Source organism: Bacillus sp. hwrm1, from assembly GCF_040207805.1.
Lineage (GTDB): Bacteria > Bacillota > Bacilli > Bacillales > Bacillaceae > Bacillus > Bacillus velezensis.
In genome coordinates, this window is sequence record NZ_CP157943.1 from 3,075,966 (window position 1) to 3,098,629 (window position 22,664).

General features: G+C 47.1%; 25 protein-coding genes. 12 read left to right on the forward strand and 13 right to left on the reverse strand.

The window, feature by feature from the left end:
• Positions 1–114: 114 nt before the first annotated feature.
• Together ABK447_RS15350 and fabHB are read left to right on the forward strand one after the other, a co-directional pair.
• Positions 115–336: a hypothetical protein gene (locus ABK447_RS15350; protein WP_076423834.1), complete on the forward strand. Its 222-nt coding sequence runs from the start codon at positions 115–117 to the stop codon at positions 334–336.
• Between the two features lie 137 nt (positions 337–473).
• A complete protein-coding gene (gene fabHB, locus ABK447_RS15355) occupies positions 474–1,451 on the forward strand; it encodes a beta-ketoacyl-ACP synthase III FabHB (protein WP_003155217.1) in 978 nt (325 codons plus the stop codon).
• A gap of 61 nt (positions 1,452–1,512) precedes the next feature.
• Here fabHB and ABK447_RS15360 read toward each other — a convergent pair whose 3' ends face one another.
• From ABK447_RS15360 to ABK447_RS15385, 6 genes are all read right to left on the reverse strand, one after another.
• Positions 1,513–3,846: a YhgE/Pip domain-containing protein gene (locus ABK447_RS15360; RefSeq protein WP_007409209.1), complete on the reverse strand. Its 2,334-nt coding sequence runs from the start codon at positions 3,844–3,846 to the stop codon at positions 1,513–1,515.
• Positions 3,847–3,920: 74 nt separating this feature from the next.
• On the reverse strand, positions 3,921–4,493 hold the full coding sequence (locus ABK447_RS15365) for a TetR/AcrR family transcriptional regulator (RefSeq protein ID WP_003155219.1): 573 nt from the start codon (positions 4,491–4,493) through the stop codon (positions 3,921–3,923).
• Positions 4,494–4,641: 148 nt separating this feature from the next.
• Positions 4,642–6,075, reverse strand: coding sequence for a protoporphyrinogen oxidase (hemY, locus tag ABK447_RS15370; protein WP_020955589.1), 1,434 nt, complete (start codon positions 6,073–6,075; stop codon positions 4,642–4,644).
• Positions 6,076–6,102: 27 nt separating this feature from the next.
• Positions 6,103–7,038, reverse strand: coding sequence for a ferrochelatase (gene hemH, locus ABK447_RS15375; RefSeq protein ID WP_007409212.1), 936 nt, complete (start codon positions 7,036–7,038; stop codon positions 6,103–6,105).
• A gap of 75 nt (positions 7,039–7,113) precedes the next feature.
• Positions 7,114–8,175, reverse strand: a complete 1,062-nt coding sequence (hemE, locus tag ABK447_RS15380) for a uroporphyrinogen decarboxylase (protein ID WP_029325967.1) — start codon at positions 8,173–8,175, stop codon at positions 7,114–7,116.
• 123 nt (positions 8,176–8,298) lie between these two features.
• On the reverse strand, positions 8,299–10,440 hold the full coding sequence (locus tag ABK447_RS15385; protein WP_020955588.1) for a transglycosylase domain-containing protein: 2,142 nt from the start codon (positions 10,438–10,440) through the stop codon (positions 8,299–8,301).
• Between the two features lie 122 nt (positions 10,441–10,562).
• Here ABK447_RS15385 and hmoB point away from each other — a divergent pair, with 122 nt between their 5' ends.
• From hmoB to ABK447_RS15400, 3 genes are all read left to right on the forward strand, one after another.
• Positions 10,563–11,063, forward strand: coding sequence for a heme-degrading oxygenase HmoB (gene hmoB, locus ABK447_RS15390; protein WP_007409215.1), 501 nt, complete (start codon positions 10,563–10,565; stop codon positions 11,061–11,063).
• 117 nt (positions 11,064–11,180) lie between these two features.
• Positions 11,181–12,566: a hypothetical protein gene (locus ABK447_RS15395; protein ID WP_100001342.1), complete on the forward strand. Its 1,386-nt coding sequence runs from the start codon at positions 11,181–11,183 to the stop codon at positions 12,564–12,566.
• Between the two features lie 38 nt (positions 12,567–12,604).
• Positions 12,605–13,822 (forward strand): M20 family metallopeptidase, encoded by a 1,218-nt coding sequence (locus tag ABK447_RS15400; protein ID WP_373431978.1) that lies wholly within the window; start codon positions 12,605–12,607, stop codon positions 13,820–13,822.
• A 22-nt stretch (positions 13,823–13,844) separates the two neighbouring features.
• Here the strand turns inward: ABK447_RS15400 and ABK447_RS15405 are convergent, their stop codons facing one another.
• The 3 genes from ABK447_RS15405 to ecsA are packed head-to-tail and all read right to left on the reverse strand — an operon-like array spanning position 13,845 to position 16,554.
• Entirely contained in the window at positions 13,845–14,549 is a 705-nt protein-coding gene (locus tag ABK447_RS15405) for an EcsC family protein (RefSeq protein WP_014417334.1), read from the reverse strand.
• 42 nt (positions 14,550–14,591) lie between these two features.
• Positions 14,592–15,818: an ABC transporter permease gene (locus ABK447_RS15410; protein ID WP_191974068.1), complete on the reverse strand. Its 1,227-nt coding sequence runs from the start codon at positions 15,816–15,818 to the stop codon at positions 14,592–14,594.
• Complete coding sequence (gene ecsA / locus ABK447_RS15415) at positions 15,811–16,554, reverse strand: ABC transporter ATP-binding protein EcsA (RefSeq protein WP_191974069.1); 744 nt, start codon at positions 16,552–16,554, stop codon at positions 15,811–15,813. Before ecsA ends, ABK447_RS15410 begins: the two co-directional genes overlap by 8 nt.
• A gap of 490 nt (positions 16,555–17,044) precedes the next feature.
• Here ecsA and ABK447_RS15420 point away from each other — a divergent pair, with 490 nt between their 5' ends.
• The 3 genes from ABK447_RS15420 (at position 17,045) to ABK447_RS15430 (ending at position 19,336) form a co-directional block, all read left to right on the forward strand.
• Entirely contained in the window at positions 17,045–17,482 is a 438-nt protein-coding gene (locus tag ABK447_RS15420) for an HIT family protein (protein WP_007409220.1), read from the forward strand.
• A gap of 135 nt (positions 17,483–17,617) precedes the next feature.
• Positions 17,618–18,697, forward strand: coding sequence for a 3-phosphoserine/phosphohydroxythreonine transaminase (gene serC, locus ABK447_RS15425; RefSeq protein WP_061861320.1), 1,080 nt, complete (start codon positions 17,618–17,620; stop codon positions 18,695–18,697).
• Positions 18,698–18,817: 120 nt separating this feature from the next.
• The gene (locus tag ABK447_RS15430) at positions 18,818–19,336 is read left to right on the forward strand and encodes a tryptophan transporter (protein WP_007409222.1); all 519 of its coding nucleotides are present in this window, start codon (positions 18,818–18,820) and stop codon (positions 19,334–19,336) included.
• A 57-nt stretch (positions 19,337–19,393) separates the two neighbouring features.
• Here ABK447_RS15430 and ABK447_RS15435 read toward each other — a convergent pair whose 3' ends face one another.
• A complete protein-coding gene (locus tag ABK447_RS15435) occupies positions 19,394–19,585 on the reverse strand; it encodes a hypothetical protein (RefSeq protein ID WP_007409223.1) in 192 nt (63 codons plus the stop codon).
• Between the two features lie 117 nt (positions 19,586–19,702).
• Between ABK447_RS15435 and ABK447_RS15440 the strand changes: the two genes are divergently transcribed.
• Together ABK447_RS15440 and ABK447_RS15445 are read left to right on the forward strand one after the other, a co-directional pair.
• Positions 19,703–20,059, forward strand: a complete 357-nt coding sequence (locus ABK447_RS15440) for a YtxH domain-containing protein (RefSeq protein WP_014417330.1) — start codon at positions 19,703–19,705, stop codon at positions 20,057–20,059.
• A gap of 179 nt (positions 20,060–20,238) precedes the next feature.
• Positions 20,239–20,850, forward strand: a complete 612-nt coding sequence (locus tag ABK447_RS15445) for an HTH-type transcriptional regulator Hpr (RefSeq protein ID WP_003155240.1) — start codon at positions 20,239–20,241, stop codon at positions 20,848–20,850.
• Here ABK447_RS15445 and ABK447_RS15450 read toward each other — a convergent pair.
• Entirely contained in the window at positions 20,847–21,188 is a 342-nt protein-coding gene (locus ABK447_RS15450; protein WP_003155243.1) for a YhaI family protein, read from the reverse strand. The genes ABK447_RS15445 and ABK447_RS15450 overlap by 4 nt on opposite strands.
• 210 nt (positions 21,189–21,398) lie before the next feature.
• Between ABK447_RS15450 and ABK447_RS15455 the strand changes: the two genes are divergently transcribed.
• Both ABK447_RS15455 and ABK447_RS15460 read left to right on the forward strand, forming a co-directional pair.
• The gene (locus tag ABK447_RS15455; protein WP_007409225.1) at positions 21,399–21,929 is read left to right on the forward strand and encodes a DUF3267 domain-containing protein; all 531 of its coding nucleotides are present in this window, start codon (positions 21,399–21,401) and stop codon (positions 21,927–21,929) included.
• A 60-nt stretch (positions 21,930–21,989) separates the two neighbouring features.
• Complete coding sequence (locus ABK447_RS15460) at positions 21,990–22,208, forward strand: hypothetical protein (protein WP_003155245.1); 219 nt, start codon at positions 21,990–21,992, stop codon at positions 22,206–22,208.
• Positions 22,209–22,264: 56 nt separating this feature from the next.
• Here the strand turns inward: ABK447_RS15460 and yhzE2 are convergent, their stop codons facing one another.
• A complete protein-coding gene (gene yhzE2 / locus ABK447_RS15465) occupies positions 22,265–22,351 on the reverse strand; it encodes a sporulation protein YhzE2 (RefSeq protein ID WP_003155248.1) in 87 nt (28 codons plus the stop codon).
• A gap of 124 nt (positions 22,352–22,475) precedes the next feature.
• Positions 22,476–22,562, reverse strand: coding sequence for a sporulation protein YhzE1 (gene yhzE1 / locus ABK447_RS15470; RefSeq protein ID WP_017417375.1), 87 nt, complete (start codon positions 22,560–22,562; stop codon positions 22,476–22,478).
• Between the last annotated feature and the right edge of the window lie 102 nt (positions 22,563–22,664).

The following is a 22,664-nucleotide window of genomic DNA, read 5'->3' on the forward strand; positions in this document are numbered from 1 at the left end:
CCTCCTATCAATTTTATTCTTCTTAAAATATACTCTTTTGATCCACAACCCGTCCAATCTTTTCCTTCTCTTTTTTCATAGAATGAAGGGAGCATGAGCATAGGAGGGAAATGTATGATCAGCCGTAAACCGCACAAGCGGAAAAGGTTTCATAATGATTGGTTTGAGGATTGGTTTGAGGATGATTGGTCTGGTGCAGCCTTCTGGGGCTGTAAAAAAGAAGAAGATCACTGTAAAAAGAAAAAAGAAGACCCTTGTAAAAAGAAGAAAGAAAAAAAGAAGAAAGACAAAAAGAAGCATCATCATTCATGCCGCCGCTGCTGCCGTCATTGGTAATCGTTCACACAAGCCCGTTTTACAAATAGATATCTCATGCTCCCCAAACAGCGGATGCTGCTTGGGTTTTTTTATTAAAATTAGTACCAAGTAATAATATCAGGTGTTATAATCTGATATAAAGGAGTGATTTTTTCATGTCAAAATCTAAAATTACAGCAATCGGTACATATGCTCCGGCACGCCGATTAACAAACGCGGATTTGGAGCGTATCGTCGATACATCTGATGAATGGATCGTCCAGCGCACCGGTATGAAGGAAAGACGCATTGCCGGCGAACATGAATTCACATCGGATTTGTGTGTGGAAGCGGTGAAAAACCTTGCAGAACGATACAGCGGAACTCTTGATGATGTCGATATGATCCTTGTCGCCACAACGACGGCGGACTATGCGTTTCCAAGCACCGCGGCACGCGTGCAGGCTTACTTCGGCTGGCCGCACACGGGGGCGCTTGATATTAACGCTACATGCGCCGGACTCACTTACGGCCTTCAGCTCGCAGACGCATTAATTACCGCCGGTTCCCATCAAAAAGTGATTGTCATTGCCGGTGAAACATTATCAAAGGTAACGGATTATACTGACCGGACGACCTGCGTTCTTTTCGGAGACGCTGCAGGCGCCCTATTGGTGGAACGCGATGAATCAGCGCCGGGCTTTTTGGCAGCCGTGCAAGGAACAGCGGGAGGCAGCGCGGACGTGCTGTATCGCACGGGACTGAGCGCAGAATTAAACGGCGAGCCGCTTAAAGGCGGAGGAAACATGGTGCAAAACGGGCGCGAAGTATATAAATGGGCGGCCAGAACCGTGCCTGAGGAATGCAATGCCCTTTTAGAAAAAGCCGGCTTTTCAAAAGACGATCTGGATTGGTTCGTTCCTCACAGCGCCAACATGCGGATGATCGAATCCATCTGCGAAAAACTGCCCTTCCCACTTGAACGGACGTTGACAAGCGTTGAATATTACGGCAACACTTCATCGGTTTCTATTATTCTCGCATTGGATGAAGCTGTGAAAGCAAAAAAACTGTCGGAAGGCCAGACGCTGGTATTATTCGGGTTCGGCGGCGGATTGACGTATACCGGACTGTTGGTAAGATGGGGATTTTAATAATACGACGATCGAAATCTAAAAAAAGAGGCCCTGAGCATCTGCTCAGAGCCTCTTTTTCTTATGCTGTTATTTCTTCTTCCGTTTTGTGTTCTTTTTTGCTTTGCACCGTAAAATACACGATGGTCAGCGCGATCATGACAACGGCGATGCCCAACAGAATGGATGCCTGCTGCCACATGTAGCCGTAGTCGCCATTTGAAATGACGGCACGGAACCCGTTGATGCTGTAAGTCATCGGCAGTGCCCCGTGAATCACTTGATAGAATCCCGGCAGGAGTTCAAGCGGGAAGGTTCCTCCGCTTGCCCCGAGCTGGAGCACCAGAATGATGACAGCGATAAAGCGTCCCGGATTCCCCATCGTTGTCGCCAATAATTGAATCATGGACAGGAACGCGATGCTGGTAATCATCGTAAAGAGATAGAATCTCCACGTGCTTTCCACATCAAGCCCGATTCCTTTTAACAGAACCGTGGCGACAATAACGGATTGAATCAGTCCGACAAGCAGAATAACACTGAATTTGCTGAGGAACCATTCAAAACCGTTTCTCGGACGCCCTGAAGCTTCACTCAGAGGGAATACGACCGTCAGCATCAATCCGCCGACATACAAGCCCATAGAGAGAATATAAGGCGTCAGTCCGGTACCGTAGTTAGGCACGGAATGAATCGCGTTATCGTCCGTTTTTACCGGATCGGCAAACATGCTGTACGTTTTGTCATCTGTCTTAATGTCCCCGGTTTGATCGGCCGCATCTTTCAGCTGGCTGGACAATTGTCCGGTGCCGTCTAAAAGCTTGCTTAAACCGGTGCCGAGAGACGCTTGCCCCTGCTCAATTTTGGACGAACCGTCATGGATTTTGTTTTGCGCGTCCAGCAGTTTCGTTAAGCCGCCTGATACTTGGCCGCTCCCTGACACTAACGCTTCTGATCCTGATTTGAGCTGTCCGAACTTGCTGTTGTATTCGCCGATGCCGGCTGTCAGTTTGTTTTGGCTTTCAAAAACGGTCTGCGCTCCGCTGTATAATTTATCAGTTCCCGCTGTCAGCTGGTTAATCGCGTCTTGTACCGCCGCTGCGCCGTTATACAGTTTCGATGTGGACTGAGGCAGTGCTTTCAGCTGATCAGCCTTCGCTTTTACATCTTTGAGCGCGCTTTTTATGACTGACATATCCGGAAGCTGAATATCTCCGCCGGACGGAAGCTGGCTGACGATATTGTCTAAATCCGGAAGGTCGGCCTTCGGAAGCTTCTCATTCAGAAGCTGAACAAGTTTCGCTTTTTGCTCATCCGTTAAGAAATCACTGTCCTTAATCACCTTTTTGACCGCGTCATCCCGGGCATCCAGGCTGTTTTTCAGATCAGAAAGCTTCTTCTTAAACTGCTGCAGATCCTTTTCAGTCTGTTCAAGCTGCCCAACCGCGTTTTCAATGTCTGACAGGTTGACTGAATTGATCGCATCTTCAAATGCCGCCGCTTTTTGCGACACTTCCTGCGCCTTGCTGTTTAACGCACTTAATCCATTCGTTAAATCCGGAAGCTTTTGCTGGAGCTGCTTTTGTGCGTCAAGGCTTGTTTTCAGCCCGCTGGCCACTTGGCCTCCTCCTGAAGCAATCTGTCCTGATTTATCTTGAATTTCGGCGCTTGCGCTCTGAAGTTTTGCGATAGAGCTGTCAAGCGTTTGAATTCCGCTTGTCACTTTCGCCGCGCCGTCTGCAAGCTGCTGTGTTTTATCGCCGATGGTGGCGGTGCTTTCAGTAAGCTTCGCTAAATTTTCCTTCAGCTTGGCGCTGCCGTCTTTCGCGTTTTTCGTGCCGTCGTCTATTTTCTTGGCTCCGCTGCTGGCTTTGCCGAGCCCTTTGGCAATATCTTTAAAGTTATCAAAAATGACTTTTGCGTATTGCTCTGTCACTTCTTTCGACACGGAGGCTTTCAGTTTGTCGATCGCCTTTTCCCCGATTGTCGCGCCGACATAGTTTGATCCGGCATTCGTATGATATTTCAGATCCAGCTTCTTCGGATTTTTATCCATTACCGTGCTGGCGTTTTTAGAAAAATCTTCAGGAATCTCGACCAATAAATAATATTTAGCATTTAATAAGTCCTTTAACGATTGATCAAGATCGCTTGAAAAATGCCAATCAAAATTATCATTTTTCTTTAACTCTTTCACAAGATCGTCACCGATCTGAAGATGTTTCCCTTCGTAGTCCGCCCCTTTATCCTGGTTGACAACGACAACCGGCAGCTGATCCACCGTGCCGTACGGGTCCCAGTACGCCTTCAAAAACACTCCGCTGTAGATCAGCGGAACGAATAATATGGCAATGATGGGGATTAACAGTTTCTTGTTCGTTACAATGTCTTTCCACTGGCTTTTTATTGTATTCAACCCTGTTGCCTCCTTCCGCAAACTGACTCATTTGACAAAACGGTCACTGCACCTAAAAAGTGAAGGATCATCTATTATTTAGATAATCCTTGACCAACATACATTTCCAGCAATTCGGCGATCGTCTCTTTTTCAAGAGGCGGATGGTTTTTTTCCCAGTCAAATATCAGCGCGATGTAGAGCTTGAGCATCACAAAAGCGGTCAGTTCCGGATCACACGGTTTAATGCTTCCGTTTTCAATGGCTGTTTCTATCTTTTCTTTAATATATGACAGAATGGCCCGCTCCATTTTCGCAATGACATCCTGAACGGCTATTGTACCAATCTCGGCGTTCTCCTGAAAAATTTTAATAGTCAGCTGGTGTGTTTTTCTGAATTCCAAAATCGCGACAAGCGCCCGGTGGACATTTTCGTGAAATGAAAGCTCCGGTTTCATCGCTTCGTCTGCGTGTTCCTTCATTTCTCTTAAAATAGTGGTGAAAATATCATCAAACAGTTCTTCTTTGTTTTTGAAAAACGTGTAGATGGTTCCCTTCCCCACATTTGCAAGCTTTGCCACCAGATCCATTGTCGTTGCTTTGTAGCCGAATTGTGTAAAAGACTTCGTTGCCGCTTCCAGAATGAGCTTTTTCCGATCGACGGACATGTTTCCCACCTCGTTAAATTGACCGTTTGAACGTTTTAGTCATTTTGTACATAAGATAACTTATCACAGTCATAAAGAAGATTCAAATGTTTTCTCTCTTTATTGGTGTTCCCTTTACAGAACGGGAACATGCAAAAAAACCTCCGTTTTACGATAACGGAGGCTGGTACGTTTCAAATAAATAAGCCAGTGAATCGTATACGGCGGCTTTTCCCTGGTCGATACAGTCGGGGATGCCCACCCCTTCGAAAGACGCGCCCGTCGCGTATACGCCCGGATAGGAAGCTTTCAGCGCATCTCTGAACTCTTTGATGCGCTCCTTATGGCCGACATGGTATTGCGGCATGCTTTCGTTCCAGCGGGTCACACAGGTCATTTCCGGTTCGCCATTTATTTTCATTACTTTTTTCAAATCTTCCATTACGATTTTAATGATCTCGTTATCTGAAAGATCTACGATGGATTCATCTCCGGCCTTTCCGACGTACGCTCTGAGAAGCGTTTTGCCCTCCGGCGCCGCGTGCGGCCATTTTTTATTCGTCCATGTGCAGGCCGTGATGGAGAAGTCGCTGTTTCTTGAGATAACGAATCCCGTACCTTCATGCTCCATCTTGACGGCTCCCTCAGGAAAACCTAAAGCGACGTTGGCAACGGACGTAGAATGCATGTCTTTAAGACATGAAACCGCCGGCAGATCAGAAAGCATTTTCGCCGCGGCTTTATGCGGGGCTGTCACTATGCATCCTTCCGCATAGAGCACTTTGCCGTTATCAAGCGTCACGGAGTATCCCTTCTCCTCGCGGCCGATATGGGTGACTTTCGTTCCTTTCATCACCCTTGTCAGCGTAAGCTGCTTTTCCAGCTCCTCCACCAACGTTTGAAGCCCTGTCGTCAGCGTTAAAAATTGGCCCTGCTTTTTGGCCGTCAGCTGCTGTCCCGAAGGCTGCGGACGCGATTTTTTCATGCCGAGAATCAGGCTTCTGTGCTTCTGCTCAGTCTGATAGAATTGCGGAAACGTGGACATGAGGCTCAGCTTATCAATATCTCCGGCATAAATCCCTGATAATAGCGGTTCTATTAAATTCTCAACGACTTCGTCACCGACGCGTCTGCGGAAAAATTCACCCAGAGACTGATCTTCCTTCGGTTTGCTCGCAGGCAGGACAAAGTCAAGCGCCGCCCGCGCCTTTCCGGGAACAGAAAATAAACCGGTGGAGATGAACGGAGCGATTTTGGTCGGAATGCCCATCACCGCGCCCTTCGGCATCGGATGGAGCGTCTCGTTGACGAGCACGTAAGACTGGCCGGTCGCATTGTTGACGAGCAGATGCTCAAGCCCCAAATCCTTGACGAGCTGCGGCGCGCTTTTTTTCCTTTCCAAAAAAGAATCCGGCCCCCGCTCAATGATGTAGCCGTCTTTATGCGCCGTCTGAATTTTGCCGCCCGCTCTCGGGCCCGCTTCAATCAGAGTGACCTCAAGCGGCAGCTGTTTTTCTTTGATTTCTTTTTCCATGTAGAAGGCGGCGGCTAATCCCGTTATGCCGCCGCCGATGATGACCAGATGTTTTTTATCGCCACTCATTTTTATCGCCTTCTTTACCGTTTAATTCTACTTGTCCAGCTCTTTCAGCACGACCGCTGCAAGCGCGTCGATAAATTCAGGCTGTGCGTTCGGCATAGCCGGACGATAGTAGCTTGCGCCGACTTCTTCGGTCACAGCTTTGCATTCATAATCATTATCGTAAAGCACCTCTAAATGATCGGCAACGAAGCCTGCGGGCACGTATACAAATGCTTTATAAGGATGCTTTTGGTACAGATCGCGCGTGAGATCCTGCACATCCGGCCCGAGCCACGGATCAGGGGTATTCCCTTCGCTTTGCCAGCCGACTGCGTAATCGGTAATTCCGGCGCCTTCGGCAATCAGTTTTGCGGATTCCTCCAGCTGGTCAGGATACGGATCGCCGTATTCTTTTATTTTTTCAGGAAGGCTGTGCGCTGAGACGATCAGCATCGCGTCATCCCGTTCTTCTTTCGGCATTGATTCATACGTTTTCTTCACCTGGCTGACCCAATAATCAACGAATTTCGGTTCATCATACCAGCTTTCAACAGACTTGATGGTCAAGCCGCCGAGCTTCTCCGCTTCTTCTTTCGCGCGTTTGTTGTATGACTGGACGCTGAATGTTGAAAAATGAGGGGCGAGCACAAGGCTGACAGCTTCTGTAATGCCGTCTTTATGCATGTCCGCCACCGCGTCTTCAATAAACGGTTCAATATGTTTTAATCCGATGTACACTTTGAATGTTACGTCATCCTGGATTTCATTTAAACGCTGTGCGAGCTTCTCCGCCTGCTCCTGCGTAATTTTTGCAAGCGGAGAAATGCCTCCGATCGCTTCATATCTGTCTTTTAAATCTTGAAGCATATGAGGCTCCGGCTTTCTTCCGCGTCTGATATGCGTATAATAACGTTCTATGTCCTCTTCTTTGTAAGGCGTTCCGTAAGCCATGACAAGAAGTCCCATTTTCTTTTTGCTGCTCATTTTGTTAAACACCTCTTTTGATGGTCTGTCCACCTTGATTTTGACAGGAAAATCTTCTTATAACCAACGATCTGCTCAGGAAGATTGTTCCGTTTTTTTGGCCGCGGAATATTCATGTACAAACGCCGTCAGCTTTTTCAGCGTTGCCGGATTGACATCAGGGAATACACCGTGCCCTAAATTGAAAATAAACCCGTCCGTTTTCATGCCTTGATCAAGTATCGCTTTCGCTTTTTTCTCGATGACTTCCCAAGGCGCAAGAAGAAGCGACGGATCAAGATTGCCCTGAACCGTTTTTGTAATGCCTTGTTTTCTGGCGTCATCTATGCCGAGTCTCCAATCAAGACCGACGACATCAAGAGGAAGGTCATGCCAATCCCCGGCCAGATGGCTTGCGCCTACGCCGAACATGATCAGCGGAACTTGCTCTGCTGAAAGCTCCCGGAATATTCTGTCCATCACCGGTTTTATAAACTGCCGGTAATCTTCGCGGTTCAGCGCGCCGACCCATGAATCAAAGATCTGAATGGCTTTTGCGCCGGCGTTAATCTGTGCTTTCGCATAAACGATAATCATGTCCGCGAGCTTGTCCATCAGCATTTGCCACGCTTGCGGCATACTGTGCATAAACGCTTTTGTTTTGTTGTAATTTTTAGAAGGCCCGCCTTCAATCATATAACTGGCCAGCGTAAAAGGCGCTCCCGAAAAACCGATGAGCGGAACATTCAGCTGTTCGTTTACGAGTAATCGGATCGTTTCCAGCACGTAAGGAACATCCTGTTCGGGATTCAGTTCGCCGAGCTTTTCAATATCCGCAGCAGAGCGCACCGGCTGATCGATCACCGGGCCGATTCCGTTTTTTATTTCAACATCCACTCCGATATAAGGAAGCGGCGTCATAATGTCTTTATATAAAATGGCAGCGTCCACTCCGTACTGCTCGACCGGGAGCCTCGTCACATACGCGCACAGCTCGGGCTGATGCGTAATTTCGACTAAGCCGTACTTTTCCTTCAGCTTGCGGTATTCCGGCTGAGACCTCCCCGCCTGTCTCATGTACCAGACAGGGACGTGATTTGTTTTTTCTCCCCGTGCCGCTTTTAAAAACGTATCATTAAACGCTTCTCGTTTACTCATCTGAATTTCCACCTTTCCTCCTGCAACCATACGTTCGTGTTCTTCGCCCATTACACTATACCTTGTTTTTTCAAAAGCGTATAGAATTGAGGCTTAATGTTCAAAAAATCGCCGAATTCATGATTAAGAAGAAAAAAGCTTCGGCTGAACGTATTCCGTTCCCTCTCCTTCTTGATCCGTCTGTGAATTATATGGAACGACTTTGTATGAAGCCCCTGAAAACAGATTGGCGTACGGTATGTCAAAGCTGCCTTTTCCTTTCACCGAATCCAGAAGTTTGTCTTTTCCGTCTTTCTTCTCATATATTCGGTAAACAACCCGATCATCCTTTTGAATATCCCATTTTAATTGAACCGTAATCAGTCCCATCGCCTTAAATGTATAACGGGCCGACAGGGACTTTACCGCCTCCAGCTCAATCGGGCTGCCCAGTTCCTTCACATTTTCAGGCTTTTTGAATGTCCGGCCGTTTTCCCCCGCTTTTGTGACGATATCTTTAAAGAGTCTGACCGGGTATTGGCTTCCGCCTTTCAGGTAATGGGTTTTATCCGTTTTGTCATAGCCCATCCAGACGGCTCCCGTCAGTCCGGGAGTGTATCCTGCAAACCAGGCGTCCTTTGTCGCGCCGGGGACGCCGGGAAATGTGGTCGTGCCGGTTTTCCCCGCCAGGTCACCTTGATAGCTGCCTTGTGAAGCGGTTCCTTCTTTTACGACCTGCTGAAGCATTCTCGTCATATTCCATGCCGTCTGTCCGCTGAAGACGCGCGTTTTGCCGTTTTTAGGCCCGGATAACGTTTCTCCGTCTTCGTCCGTGATGTTCTCTATAAAAAATGGCTTCGTATACATTCCGTTTGCCGCAAAGGTATGATAAGCTCCGGCAAGCTGAAGCGGGGTGACGCCTTCTGACAGACCGCCAAGCGCAATCGCGAGTCCGTTGTCAGAAATGTTCATGCCGTTTTTCTCAAGATACGATTTTCCCGTATCTACGCCGATCTGCTTCAATGTCCAGACAGCGGGCGCATTTATGCTGTAAGTGATCGCATCCTGCATCGTCACTTCCCCCTTGTACTGTCCGTCATAATTTTTCGGTTCATACCCGTCGTAGGACGTCAGTTTGTCTTGGAGAAGCGAATACGGTTTGAACTTGTCTTCCTGCATGGCGGGCCCGTATACGGCAATCGGCTTAAACGTTGAGCCCGGCTGCCGCTTCGCCGTAACCCTGTTGTATCCTTTTGTCACGTAGTCGCGTCCGCCGACTGCCGCGCGCACGCCTCCGGTTTTATTATCAATAAAGACGGCGCTTCCCTCTGCCGCCTGATCCGTCCCCGGAAAATAGCCGCTTTCCTTCATGAGGGTGTATGCCGTTTTCTGCAGCTTGGAATCAAGTGACGTCCGGATCGTATAGCCGCCTTGAAGCAGCTGTTCACCTGACATCGAATAACGGGATTCCGCCTCTTTGATGACAAGATCAATATAACTGTCAAACCAAGGCGTTTCTGATGTTTTCTTGACATTAAGCCCCAATGTCCGGCCCTGGGCTCTGACGGCTTCCTTGGCGCTGATATAGCCTTGGTCGTTCATCATTGCAAGAATCGTATCGCGGCGTTCTTTATTTTTATCCGGATGCTGAATCGGCGAATAAAGAGATGGCGCCTTCGGAATCGCTGCCAGAACGGCTCCTTCCGCAACGGTTAAATCTTTTACTTCTTTATTAAAGTAGTAGTGGGACGCGGCTTGAATGCCGTAAACGCCATGGCCGAAATAAAGCTGGTTCAGGTACATTTCAAGCAGCTTGTCCTTGCTGTAATCACGCTCAAGATTGATGGCGATAATGACTTCCTTCGTCTTGCGCAAAAATGTTTTATCATGAGTCAGAAAAATGTTTTTCGCCAGCTGCTGGGTGATCGTGCTGCCGCCCTCCACCTTGCCGCCTGCTAAAACATCCCGGAACACCGCCCGGCCGACAGACTTCACATCAATGCCGTGATGTTCGTAAAACCGTTTATCTTCAACGGCGATAAAGGCATCTCTCACATCTTCCGGAACCTGCTGAATGGATACCGGCTCGCGATTTTCCGTATAGAGGCTCGCGATTTCATCACCGTTTTGATCGACGATTTTTGAAGATGCGTGCAGTATTAATTTCTTTTCATCGATGACATAATGGCCGAGAAATATAATGATAATGTATCCGATTAACGCGAGAAAAGCGGTTGCCGCCGCAATTACAGCCGGAATAAAGAATCTTTTTTTCTTTTTCAGCATAAGTCACCTCGCCTTTCTTAACTTGTAGTATGGGAAATATTGTTTCGAATTATGTCAGAATGAGTCGCCAATAGAAACTTATACCACTCTTTTGATATACTAGCAAGCAGGAGGTGGCTGATATGAAGGTTTATATTACATACGGGACAGCCGATTTTTTAAAGACGATTGCAAAGAAACACCCGAGCGAGAATATGGTGCTGATGCAAGGGGAGGATAATGCGGTTTTAATTCATGAAACAAATGGAGAAACCGTTTTTCAGGCGCCCCATTCCTATGAAAGCATCGACAGCGTCGGGGAAATCAAAAAGCCGGGCTACGCCGTCCTCAACAACATCGCCGTTACCCAGGAAGGCCGTCCGCTGTTTGAAAACCGGTTTAAAAACCGCGCCGGCAAAGTGGAAAATGAACCCGGTTTTCAAGCCATCCGCGTATTAAGACCGCTCGAAGGCGATACGTATGTCATTTTGACCCTGTGGGAAGAGGAAAAAGCCTTTCAGGGCTGGCAGCAGTCAAACTCTTATCAGGAAGCCCATAAAAAACGCGGAACATCTGCCGGCATCGACACGATGTCTATTTTTTCCCGCCCGTCTTATGTAACCGCTTATTACGCAATAGACTGAAAACCGCCGGAGATTCTCCGGCTTTTTTAATGTCCCGATTTTACGCTTCGTTCTTTGCACCTTCCGCCCGCCTATGAATAACCTGTAGCAATCCTATTTATAAACGGAGTGGTTCAATTGGGGATCGGCGTCTACTCGGTACATCTGCTTTATGTTGCTTTTATCGCGGCCATTATCGTTTTTATGCTCCTCAGGAAAGATACAACCTTTATTTCACTCGCCGGCATTTTTGTGATTGCGCTATGGACGACGCATTCATTCTCCGCTTCGGTCAGCAGCCTGTTTCACAGCTTCACGTATGCCGCCGGAGAATTGCTGCCGACGATTTTTATCATTTGTTTTATCGTGGCGATGAGCGGCCTCTTGACCGAAACCGGTATTAATGAAGCGATGATTTCTCCGTTTGCAAAGGTGATGAAAGGGCCGGCTGTCGCGTATTGGGTTATCGGCTGTCTGATGTTTGCCATCTCTCTTTTTTTCTGGCCGTCCCCAGGGGTGGCGCTGATCGGCGCTGTGCTGCTTCCCGCAGCGATCCGGGCGGGCCTTTCTCCGATCGCCGCGGCAATGGCGATGAACCTGTTCGGCCACGGATTCGCTTTATCGGGGGATTACGTCATTCAGGCGGCCCCGAAATTAACGGCCGATGCCGCGGGCATTCCCGTGAGCGATGTCATGCAGGCAAGTATTCCGCTCGTTTTGATCATGGGGTTAACGACGACAATCACCGCTTTCATCCTCATCATGCGGGATCGAAAAAAAACGAAGACCCCCCTCTCCTTGGACAGCTCCGGTTCTTTGGACACAAGTATGTATCTGCCGAAAAAACTCAGGGTGGTCCTGGCGGTTTTCATTCCGCTTGTTTTTCTCGCCGATATTATCTGTATGATCGTATACCGTCTGCAAGGAAACGATGCGACGGCACTCGTCGGAGGAACCGCGATCGGCATTCTCCTGATCATTCATTTCATTGTATATAAAGAGCGGCATTTAGAAAAGATCACCGAGTATTTTATCGGCGGTTTTCAATTCGGCTTTAAAGTATTCGGCCCCGTCATTCCGATCGCGGCCTTCTTTTATCTCGGTGACGCGGGGTTTAAAAGTATTTTGAACACCCCGCTGCCGAAAGGATCTGCGGGGATCGTCAATGACCTCGGATTGGCCCTGTCCCATTCTTTTCCGATGTCCGGAGAATTCGCCGGCATCGCCCTGGCCGCAGTCGGTGCGATTACCGGGCTCGACGGGTCAGGGTTTTCCGGTATATCTCTTGCAGGCTCGATGGCAAAGCTGTTTTCCGCCGCGCTTCATACGGACCCGGCCGTTTTAACGGCGCTGGGCCAGATTTCAGCGATCTGGGTCGGGGGCGGAACATTGGTCCCTTGGGCACTGATCCCCGCTGCGGCTATTTGTAAAGTTGATCCGTTTGAGCTTGCCAGGAAAAACTTTATCCCGGTTGCGGCCGGGCTAGTCGTCACAACGATCGCCGCCATCATCATTCTCCCGTAGCAAAAGGATTGAAATCTTCTGACATTTTCTATACAATCATGGGAAAAGCAGACGAGGGGGCATCGCTTTTGACGTTAACGATACTTCAAAAAAGCTTAAACGCTCAGCTTGACGGGCTGTATGAGGAAATGGTTGAAATCAGGCGTCACCTTCACATGAATCCCGAGCCATCCTTTAAGGAGAAAAAAACACCGGCGTTCATCGCCTCATTTTATGAAAAGCTCGGCGTTCCCATCCGGACGAATGTCGGGGGAAACGGTGTCACAGCCTATATTGAAGGCGGTGAACCGGGACCGGTCGTGGCACTCAGAGCTGATTTTGACGCTTTGCCGATACAGGATGAAAAAGATGTGCCCTATGCTTCACAAATTCCCGGCGTCATGCACGCCTGCGGGCATGACGGCCATACGGCGGCTCTGCTCGCGGTCGGAAAAGTGCTGTACCGCAACCGGGAAAAACTGAAAGGGTCATTTGTGATGATTCACCAGCACGCCGAGGAATTATCTCCCGGCGGAGCAAAATCAATGATTGAGGATGGCTGCCTCGAGCATGTCGATGCCATTTTCGGCACTCACCTTTGGGCGACTGAACCCGTCGGGACGGTCTTATGCCGCCCGGGCGCAGTGATGGCCGCCGCTGACGGCTTTACGATTAAAGTCATCGGGAAAGGCGGCCACGGCGCGATTCCTCACGATACGAAGGACGCCGTTTTAATCGGCTCACAAATCGTCACGGCTCTTCAGCATATCGTCAGCCGGCGGGTAAATCCGGTGCAGCCGGCCGTCATCTCAGCCGGCTCGTTCACCGCTGAAAATCCGTTTAATGCGATTGCCGATCAGGCAGTCATATCAGGCACCGTCCGCTCGTTTGACGAAAGTGTGCGCAGCCTGCTCGAAGCAGAAATAGAAGCCGTCGTAAAAGGAATCTGTTCCATGCACTCCGCTTCCTATGAATATCGTTTCAAGCGCGGTTATCCCGCCGTCGTTAATCATCCCGAGGAAGCGGCGCACGCGGCGGCAGCCGCAGCGGAAACAGACGGCGTCACGAAGGTCATTGAAGGAGAGCCGCAGATGGCCGGAGAGGATTTTTCCTATTATCTGCAGCATACAAAAGGCGCATTTTTCTTTACGGGCGCCGCTTTAGAAAACCCGGAAACCATTTATCCTCATCATCATCCGAAATTTGATTTTAATGAAAAAGCGATGCTGACGGCCGCCAAAGTGCTTATCGGCGCCGCGGTGAGCTACCCCCGATAGGGCATAAAAAACAGCCGGTACATTACGTACCGGCTGCTGTGATTCTTAAATGAAAAACGTGCCTTGCCGTCTCACCGAGCTGTGACAGCAGTTTATAATTGGCCGCTCCGCCCACGGCGGCTCCGACGACCGGCAAAAGCTGAAACAATTTCACTACGTCCAGATAATCGCGGTATTCCTGCTGAAAAACTCTCCAATCGACATCATGCTTTTTCGAATCCCATTGTTCAATCATTGAGTATATGCGTTTCCGCTGTTCACCGCTTGAGAAAGCCAGCTGAAAAATAAACAGCAAAAACAATCGCTCATCCCTGTCTTTCACATCATAGCCGTAAATGGAGGCAAGATCGAACAGACATTTCATTTTAATGGATAACAGCAAAGGAAAATCAGCCATCCCTAAAAAAATTCCGCCGGCCCCCGTACCGATACCTTCGGCTGCCGCGACCTTTTGGTACGATGCGACGGTTTGTCTGGCGAGGGCATCTTTTTCAGCAAGCGTCATACCGTTTGTATCCCGCTTGCTTTTCACCAGATTTGAACCCGCCATTGTTGCTTCGGTCATTTTTTTAATGCTTTCTGTGATGACGGCATGAATTTTATCGGGAATCCGCTCATTTATTTTCGCCTGCATTCCTTTAGAAAAACGTTCAAGCATAGAATCTTTGCGCAAAAAACGCGCTTTCCATTGCAGTGCTTCCTGTATCAGCTGCTGATCGTCGGTCATCTGTGTCTCCTTCTTTCATTGAGGTTTCAAAAACCCGATTGATTACAGCTTGCCGTACTTTTTCAATCTTCCGCCCATATACGAAGGCATGATCACAAAAATCAGAACGGCTGAAGCAACGGCCGCATACAGCGCCCCGCTGACTCCCGCGGCATAGGCTGACGCTGCGCAGAACAGCAGCGCCTGCACGGTTAATGCCGATTTCATCAGCGAAAAGAAACTTTGCAGCTTCGCTTTCTGATTGACCGGGTAAAGCTCCTGCAGAGAAAGATGATGAAAATGCCCGAACAGCGGCAGAAGCTGTATTCCCGTAATAAAGACGGTAAATACGGTTAACGCCGCCGTTATCCACGGATTGGCGGAAACGAGCATAATAATCAGGATAAAAATAATCGTGAGCCTGACCTGAATGCCGAGATAATCATTTGAACGCAGAAAGGCCCGCGCATACATATAGGAGAACGTTTTCCGCTGTTCGAACGGAATCATTCTGAGCAAAAAGTCGAGATACGCCCGGCGTTTTGCCTGTTTTTTCAGGTGAGGCACATCGGTAAACAGATTGGCGATTCTGTAAAAACGCTGCTTCCTTCTTAATTCATATTCAATATGGGCTTCCCATTTTAATGATTTATGTTTTGCGGCCGATGTGAAATACACATAAAGGCCGGCCATCACAATGTAGACGGCGGCAGCGTACACATAAAACGACTGTAAGACGAAGTATAAAAGCAGCATATTGCAGATAAAGCGTATGACCGCATCCTTCATTTTCATGCTTCTGTCATTCATAAACGTCATCCGCCACTCCATGGCCTGATTCCACGCTTTTACCGCCAGCATCTGAATAAATACGGCGGCATATGACGCAAGCGACGCCCCCGGACTTACAGCGAAAAACAGAGGCATGCATACAAGCGACAGAGCAAGAAGCGGAAACAGCTGTGACAGATAGCTGTACTTAAATGAATGCTTAAAGTATGTCCCCATTTTCGGTTCAAGCGGCAGCAGAAACACGAGGTCCGCTTCCTTTAGCAGCGTCCGGACGTATGAACCGGTCAGCACAAATGAAAAGAGCACCGCCATCACCCAAAATGACGGAAAATGAACGGGAATGTCTTTGACCCACTTGCTGTACCAGCTTGCCGCGCCGGCAATAAAAAAGATCAGCACAATGACGAGATGATCATTGAGCATATATTTCATATACATTCTGGTTTCCTTTATATGCTCTTCAAGCCGGGACTGCCAAATCGTAGACATATTATTCATGGCCGGCGTCTTCCTTCGTCAGTTCGATATACAAGTCATCAAGAGCTGCGTCTTTCATGCCGAACTGCTCTCTCAGTTCTTCCAGTGTGCCGCTTGCCCGCACTTCGCCGTTATGTAAAATAATGAAAGCGTCACAGTAGCGCTCTGCCGTAGCCAGGATATGCGTTGACATCAGCACGCTTGATCCGGCTTTTTTCGCGGCCTCCATCCGCTCCAGCAATGCATTGATCGCAAGCGGATCAAGGCCGAGAAACGGCTCGTCAATGATATAAAGCGAAGGCTCCGCGAGAAACGCGCACATGATCATGACTTTCTGCTTCATCCCTTTAGAAAAGTGAGCGGGAAACCATTTCAGCCTTTTTTCCATTCTGAATTCTTTCAGAAGCGGAGGAAGCCTTTTTTCAAGCGTTTCTTTGGAAAGGCCGTACGCCATGGCCGTCAGCTCCAGATGCTCTTTGAGCGTCAGTTCTTCATACAGCACCGGCGTTTCGGGGATGTACGTAAATTGCGAGCGGTAGCTTTCCTTATCCTCCGAAAACGTCTTGCCGTTCAGCTCGATCGAGCCTTTATGCGGATCCATTAATCCGATAATATGCCGGATCGTCGTGCTTTTGCCCGCGCCGTTTAATCCGATGAGTCCGACAATCTGGTTCGGCTCAAGGGTGAATGAAACATTTTTTAAGACCGGGTTTCTCGTATAACCGCCGGTTAAGTCTTTTACCGATAGCAGAGACATAATTTCTCCCCTTCTGATTCGTTTTTCTTCATAGTACCAAAAATAAAGTCTGATTTGAAACGATTCCCTTTTTTTCTCACGTGAAAAGTGTGCATAGTTATCGTTTTGGGGGACATCATAATGTATGTAGAAGGAAACAGCTTTAATCAACTGAAAATGAGGTGTTTATAAAAGACGTCTTAGAACAGTTGGATGAAAATCAACATGTCCTGTGCTTACAATTTCTTCACACACTGCTTTGATGATGTTCTTCATTCATGATGAAATAATCAAATGAGGTGTTTGTCCCAGGAATGATTAAGCAGACCCATAAGTCTTCATTTTAAAAACAAATGAGGTGCTTACAAAAGGCATATTCAATTTTCTATGATAAAGCTCGTACTTCTGCATCAGGGTGAACGCGCAGCCGTTCATCCTGTTTTTTGTTTTGGCCGTTTTTGTGGTACGATGAGAATATACATATATTTCTTTTCAGGGAGGAAACCCATCTATGCACAAAGCGGACGATTGTATTTTCTGCAAAATCATTGCCGGTGACATTCCGTCTTCAAAAGTATACGAAAATGAACACGTCGTGGCGTTTCTTGATATCAGCCAGGTCACAAAAGGCCATACGCTCGTGATTCCGAAAACACATATCGAAAACGTGTACGAGTTTACGCCTGAGCTTTCTAAAGAATATTTTGAAGCGGTGCCGAAAATCGCACGCGCCATCCGCGATGAATTCGAGCCGATCGGGCTGAATATTCTCAATAACAACGGTGAAAAAGCGGGCCAATCGGTGTTCCATTTTCACATGCATATCATTCCGCGTTACGGAAAAGGCGACGGTTTCGGGGCTGTCTGGAAGACCCACGCCGAAGACTATACGCCTGACGATCTTCAGGAGATCGCTTCAACCGTCAGAAAACGGCTTGCCTCATCTTAAAGATGAGGTTTTTTTGCGTCCGGAAACACAAAAAACATAAATTATATTTTTTTATATCAAAAAAATCAAAAAATTGTGATAGGATAATTGTATTATTTCTTACACTAAAGCGGAAAACAGGGAGAGATCGTAAACATGGAACGTACAACGAATTTCAATGCAGGACCCGCAGCCCTTCCACTGGATGTGCTGCAAAAAGCACAAAAAGAATTTGTCAACTTCAAGGATACCGGCATGTCCGTCATGGAGCTGTCCCACCGGAGCACGGAATATGATGCGGTGCACCAAAAAGCCAAAAGCCTTCTGAAAGAACTGATGGATATTCCCGACGATTATGATATTTTATTTCTTCAAGGCGGCGCAAGCCTTCAATTCTCCATGCTGCCGATGAACTTTTTAACGCCGGAAAAAACGGCGCACTTCATCGTAACGGGCGCATGGTCTGAAAAAGCACTCGCCGAGGCGAAACTGTTCGGAAACACATCCGTCACGGCAACAAGCGCAGATTCAAACCACAACCACATACCGGAAGCGGACCTCTCAGGAATCAAAGACGGCGCCTACCTGCATATTACGTCAAACAACACGATTTTCGGAACGCAGTGGAAAGAGTTCCCGAATTCACCGATCCCGCTCGTAGCCGACATGTCAAGCGACATCCTGAGCAGAAAAATTGATGTCAAAACGTTTGATGTCATCTATGGCGGAGCCCAGAAAAACCTCGGGCCGTCCGGCGTCACGGTCGTCATCATGAAAAAATCATGGCTTGAAAACGAAAACGCCAACGTCCCTAAAATGTTGAAATACTCCACCCATACAAAAGCCGATTCACTGTATAATACGCCGCCTACATTTGCGATTTATATGCTGAGCCTCGTCCTTGAATGGCTGGCTGAAAACGGCGGTGTCGAAGCGGCTGAACGGCGCAATCAGGAAAAGGCCGACATCCTGTACGGCACAATCGACGCAAGCGGCGGGTTTTACGCGGGGCATGCCGCAAAAGACAGCCGTTCTCACATGAACGTCACGTTCACCCTCCGCGACAGCAGTCTCACGAAAAAATTCGTTGAAGAAGCGAAAGCGGCTAAAATGACCGGACTCGGAGGCCACCGCTCAGTCGGAGGCTGCAGGGCGTCTATCTACAACGCCGTCAGCCTGGCTGATTGTGAAAAACTGGCTCAGTTTATGAGAAAGTTCCAGCAGGAAAACGAATAAATTTCTTCTAACATAACGGTTCCTTTGATATACTGTTTGCATATCAATTTTTCCGGCCATCGCAATAAATGACGAGCATATTATTGGATGGCGAAAAAGCTTAGCAGAGGAGAGCTTAGTATGAAAACAAAAGAATTAGTCATTATGGCCCTGTTTGCGGCAATCGGAGCGGTGCTTCATTCCATTATGCCGCCGGTATTATTCGGAATGAAACCCGATATGATGCTTGTGATGATGTTTATGGGTATTCTGTTATTCCCCCGTGTGCAGAACGTGCTGATGATCGGGATTGTAACGGGAATCATTTCCGCACTCACGACATCTTTTCCGGGCGGACAGCTTCCGAATATCATTGAAAAACCGGTAACGGCGTTTCTGTTTCTCGCGCTGGCGCTTTTGGTGAAAAAGAGCGTGAAAACAGCGCCCGCCGCCGTCATTACGATAGCCGGCACCTTCATCTCCGGTTTGCTCTTTTTGGCGCTGGCCCTTCTGATTGTCGGCCTGCCGGGCGGATTCACCGCATTGGTGCTCGCGGTCGTCCTTCCGGCGGCTGCGCTGAATACGATCGCCATTATCATTATGCATCCGATTGTGCAGACGATCTTAAAACGGTCCAATATGATTGAAACGGTGAAATAACCGCATACCGAAACCTCTTCCGGCCGGAAGAGGTTTTTTAATGTGTTTCAGCATGTTTTATACGAGAAGTTTTGTGAAAAAAATAAGGAACAATGCGAGGGCGGTTCCTGCTGAGCAGACGATGGCCTTTTGGCGGACGACCCGCTTCGGCGGATAAGAAGCGGCCTGGCCGAGCAGTTTCAGGTAATAAACGGCGCCCGCCGCAAAGACAAGAGCCATACAAGATAAAACAATCATAAAGACAGACAACCTTCTCCCTCCTTTTCCCTTAAAAAATATGCTAAAATAAAGCAAGCTATGTATAGAAGTTTATTCTTCTGAACAAAAATGATAAAAGTTATGAGAAAAAAAACGGGGTGATTTCAAATGGCTGACGGACGTTCCCTTTTAACAGGCCTTTTCGTAGGCGGATTGATCGGAGGCGCAGCGGTGTTACTCTCGGCTCCTTCATCCGGAAAAGAGCTGCGGGGCAAAATCAAAGAGAATTGCAATTCAATTGAGGACACAATCAAACGGTTAAAAAAAGACGGAATGGCGCTTAAGGACCAGCTTGTCCAAACGGCGAAAGAAAGCGCAGAAGTCATTAAAGACGTAGGCGGAGAGCTTCAGACCAGCATTAAAAGGTGGCAGGAGGAAATCAAACCGCACCAGCAGGATCTCCAGAAGGAAATCGCTGATATTGAAGAGAAAATCAGACAGCTGGAGAAAACCTTACAAAACTAATATCCTATACAACCAAAAAAAGTGCGGACATATTGCGTTCCGCACTTTTTTTTGCGGTTTAAAGCCTTTCCCAGCAACGGATCAAGAATTTATTATAAAATTCTTAAATTTTCATCTTTATTAATCTTTATTTTATTGGCATAATAGAGGAAAAGAAAATGTGAAGCAGGTGATCTGTATTGAATCGTGTTGAACCGCCTTACGATCTAAAAGAAGCTTTAATCTATACCCAAAAAATGGCGCAGCTGTCCAAAGCGCTCTGGAAATCTATCGAGAAAGACTGGCAGAATTGGCTGAAGCCGTACGACCTTAATATTAATGAGCATCATATATTATGGATTGCCTATCAGCTTAAAGGAGCTTCTATTTCAGAAATCGCCAAATTCGGCGTTATGCACGTATCAACTGCATTTAACTTTTCAAAAAAGCTTGAAGAACGGGGATATCTGAAATTTTCCAAGCGGCTGAATGATAAACGGAACACGTACATTCAGTTAACAGAAGAAGGGGAAAATGTATTCGAAAGCCTGCTTGAGGAGTTTGATCCGTCGAGAAACGCTGTGTTTAAAGGCTCACAGCCGATCTACCACTTATTCGGGAAGTTTCCTGAGGTTGAAGAATTAACCTGTGTCATCCGCCACATTTACGGCGAAGATTTTATGGAGATATTCGAGAAATCATTGACAAACATAAACAATGATTTTGATAGTGAAGACGGAAGGCTGAAGAAAAAAACGGACGAATCGGCTGTCCATGAAACGGCTGAAGAGCTGGAACCGATCAACAGTTAATCAAAGTGCTTCATAATCTCAATAAATTCTTCCATCAGCGCTGTATAAAGCCCCTGCTCATAAAGAGCAAAAATCGTTTCATGAACATCTAATTTTTCGTTCAGCTGTCCCGCAAAAAGCGCAAGGAGCTTGTCAAACGTCACAAAGCCTTGCGCTTTTTGCGACTCCAGCTCGTCCTCCAATTCGCGGCAGATCCGCCCGACCTCTTCTCCTTCTTCTTCGGTCAGCCCTTTTTCAATCATCATCGCATAAAAAGGGTACTTATCCATATCCACCGTTTTCACCAGCAATTGTATGTAATATTCTAAACGCCCGATACGCTGATCCATTGAATCCATCCGTTTCACTTCTTTCTATCTTTAATCTTATTTTAGCTGATAATGAATGGAGAAGAAAGGTTAAACCGTACATTTCCATGTTTCACCGAGCTCTTCTGTTCTTCTCTTTCCAGGTTTATTTTTTTCTTTAAAAAAGGATTGATTTTTTCTCCTGAAGAGAGTAAATTATTTTGAGATTGTATTCCATCTTTGTACGGAAGGATGACTCTGATGAATTGCTGGAAAACCATTAATCTGATCAAAGATTATGGTGCGGTTCGTTTATTATTGACTGCTGTAGGTTTTATGATCCTGTTTTTTATATGCAACTTCTTGGCATTCGGGCTGCTGCGTCCGAATATCAGTTTAAGTGACGGGCACGTGTTTGCTTTTTGTGTTCTGCTCGTTGTTACTTTATTTGTACATAAAGTCATACATGTCCTGCCGATGATCTGTAAAAAAAGAAAAAAGGAAATGAAAATGTACTTCTTACGGATGCCGACATGGAAAGGCATACCGAAAACGACGATGCTGATTTCAACGATCAGCCCGTTTTTATTCATTACGCCGTTATTGTTTTATGCCGGACTGGCATTTCCGAGACACGCTCATTACTTTTATATGATTTCGAGCATTCATGCGGGGTATTGCCTGCCTGATCTTCTGTTTGCCCTGCATCTGGTCAAAGCGCCCAAATCATGTCTGATTGACCAGGAATCCGACGGTTTTGATATTTTAGTAAAAAAAGTGCCGGAGTCTTGATGTCCCGCTGATTTTTCAGGTTACATTCTATCTTTTTTAATAAATATTTGGTAATGTAATATGGGAGCAGTTCAGAGAGAGGGGGAATCTCCCATCATTTTATTCTATTTTATCGTGGCTGCCCTGTTTATTCTTTATTTCATAAACAGGCTCACAAATACATTATGCCTTGTCAGAGAGATTCCTGAAGACCGGCAGGATAAGGTATTCCGTTTTATTAATGTATCTATTTTAATTTTACTGATCTCTTCATTCGTCGAGATCTCCTTTACTGTGTAAACAGGCAAAAAAATATGGCTGACGGAGGTCTGACTCCCGACAGCCATATTTTTTTCTTAATAAAGCCAAGAAGCGCCGATGATGATCAATAAGATGAACAGAACAACCAATAATGCAAAACCGCCTGCAAATACTTCACCCATCTCCAAAAGCACCTCCTACAAAACGTTTTATTTTTCCAATTACATCATATGCAATTTACTTCTGAAACGATTAGGCGCCCGGGTAAGAAAACGGACCGCTTTTGGAAAAAGCGATCCGTTTCGCTTAACAAATGTAAGCTGCACCTACGATGATAAGCAATATGAACAGTACTACGAGCAGTGCGAAACCGTTTGAATATCCTCCGCCCATGGTTCATTACCTCCTTTTCATGATCAATATATTTGTATGTATCAGGAAAAAGTTTGACTAGACGAATGCCCTTTATTTAAAATCTTTTTACAGAAAGCCACA

What these genes read in the sequence shown, in the direction of transcription:
- ABK447_RS15350 (WP_076423834.1), top strand. Translation starts at nt 115, where the DNA reads ATGATCAGCCGTAAACCGCACAAGCGGAAAAGGTTTCATAATGATTGG.
- fabHB (WP_003155217.1), top strand. Translation starts at nt 474, where the DNA reads ATGTCAAAATCTAAAATTACAGCAATCGGTACATATGCTCCGGCACGC.
- ABK447_RS15365 (WP_003155219.1), bottom strand. Translation starts at nt 4,493, where the DNA reads ATGTCCGTCGATCGGAAAAAGCTCATTCTGGAAGCGGCAACGAAGTCT.
- hemY (WP_020955589.1), bottom strand. Translation starts at nt 6,075, where the DNA reads ATGAGTGGCGATAAAAAACATCTGGTCATCATCGGCGGCGGCATAACG.
- hemH (WP_007409212.1), bottom strand. Translation starts at nt 7,038, where the DNA reads ATGAGCAGCAAAAAGAAAATGGGACTTCTTGTCATGGCTTACGGAACG.
- hemE (WP_029325967.1), bottom strand. Translation starts at nt 8,175, where the DNA reads ATGAGTAAACGAGAAGCGTTTAATGATACGTTTTTAAAAGCGGCACGG.
- ABK447_RS15385 (WP_020955588.1), bottom strand. Translation starts at nt 10,440, where the DNA reads ATGCTGAAAAAGAAAAAAAGATTCTTTATTCCGGCTGTAATTGCGGCG.
- hmoB (WP_007409215.1), top strand. Translation starts at nt 10,563, where the DNA reads ATGAAGGTTTATATTACATACGGGACAGCCGATTTTTTAAAGACGATT.
- ABK447_RS15400 (WP_373431978.1), top strand. Translation starts at nt 12,605, where the DNA reads ATGGGAAAAGCAGACGAGGGGGCATCGCTTTTGACGTTAACGATACTT.
- ABK447_RS15405 (WP_014417334.1), bottom strand. Translation starts at nt 14,549, where the DNA reads ATGACCGACGATCAGCAGCTGATACAGGAAGCACTGCAATGGAAAGCG.
- ABK447_RS15410 (WP_191974068.1), bottom strand. Translation starts at nt 15,818, where the DNA reads ATGAATAATATGTCTACGATTTGGCAGTCCCGGCTTGAAGAGCATATA.
- ecsA (WP_191974069.1), bottom strand. Translation starts at nt 16,554, where the DNA reads ATGTCTCTGCTATCGGTAAAAGACTTAACCGGCGGTTATACGAGAAAC.
- ABK447_RS15420 (WP_007409220.1), top strand. Translation starts at nt 17,045, where the DNA reads ATGCACAAAGCGGACGATTGTATTTTCTGCAAAATCATTGCCGGTGAC.
- serC (WP_061861320.1), top strand. Translation starts at nt 17,618, where the DNA reads ATGGAACGTACAACGAATTTCAATGCAGGACCCGCAGCCCTTCCACTG.
- ABK447_RS15430 (WP_007409222.1), top strand. Translation starts at nt 18,818, where the DNA reads ATGAAAACAAAAGAATTAGTCATTATGGCCCTGTTTGCGGCAATCGGA.
- ABK447_RS15440 (WP_014417330.1), top strand. Translation starts at nt 19,703, where the DNA reads ATGGCTGACGGACGTTCCCTTTTAACAGGCCTTTTCGTAGGCGGATTG.
- ABK447_RS15450 (WP_003155243.1), bottom strand. Translation starts at nt 21,188, where the DNA reads ATGGATTCAATGGATCAGCGTATCGGGCGTTTAGAATATTACATACAA.
- ABK447_RS15455 (WP_007409225.1), top strand. Translation starts at nt 21,399, where the DNA reads ATGAATTGCTGGAAAACCATTAATCTGATCAAAGATTATGGTGCGGTT.
- ABK447_RS15460 (WP_003155245.1), top strand. Translation starts at nt 21,990, where the DNA reads ATGGGAGCAGTTCAGAGAGAGGGGGAATCTCCCATCATTTTATTCTAT.
- yhzE2 (WP_003155248.1), bottom strand. Translation starts at nt 22,351, where the DNA reads ATGGGTGAAGTATTTGCAGGCGGTTTTGCATTATTGGTTGTTCTGTTC.
- yhzE1 (WP_017417375.1), bottom strand. Translation starts at nt 22,562, where the DNA reads ATGGGCGGAGGATATTCAAACGGTTTCGCACTGCTCGTAGTACTGTTC.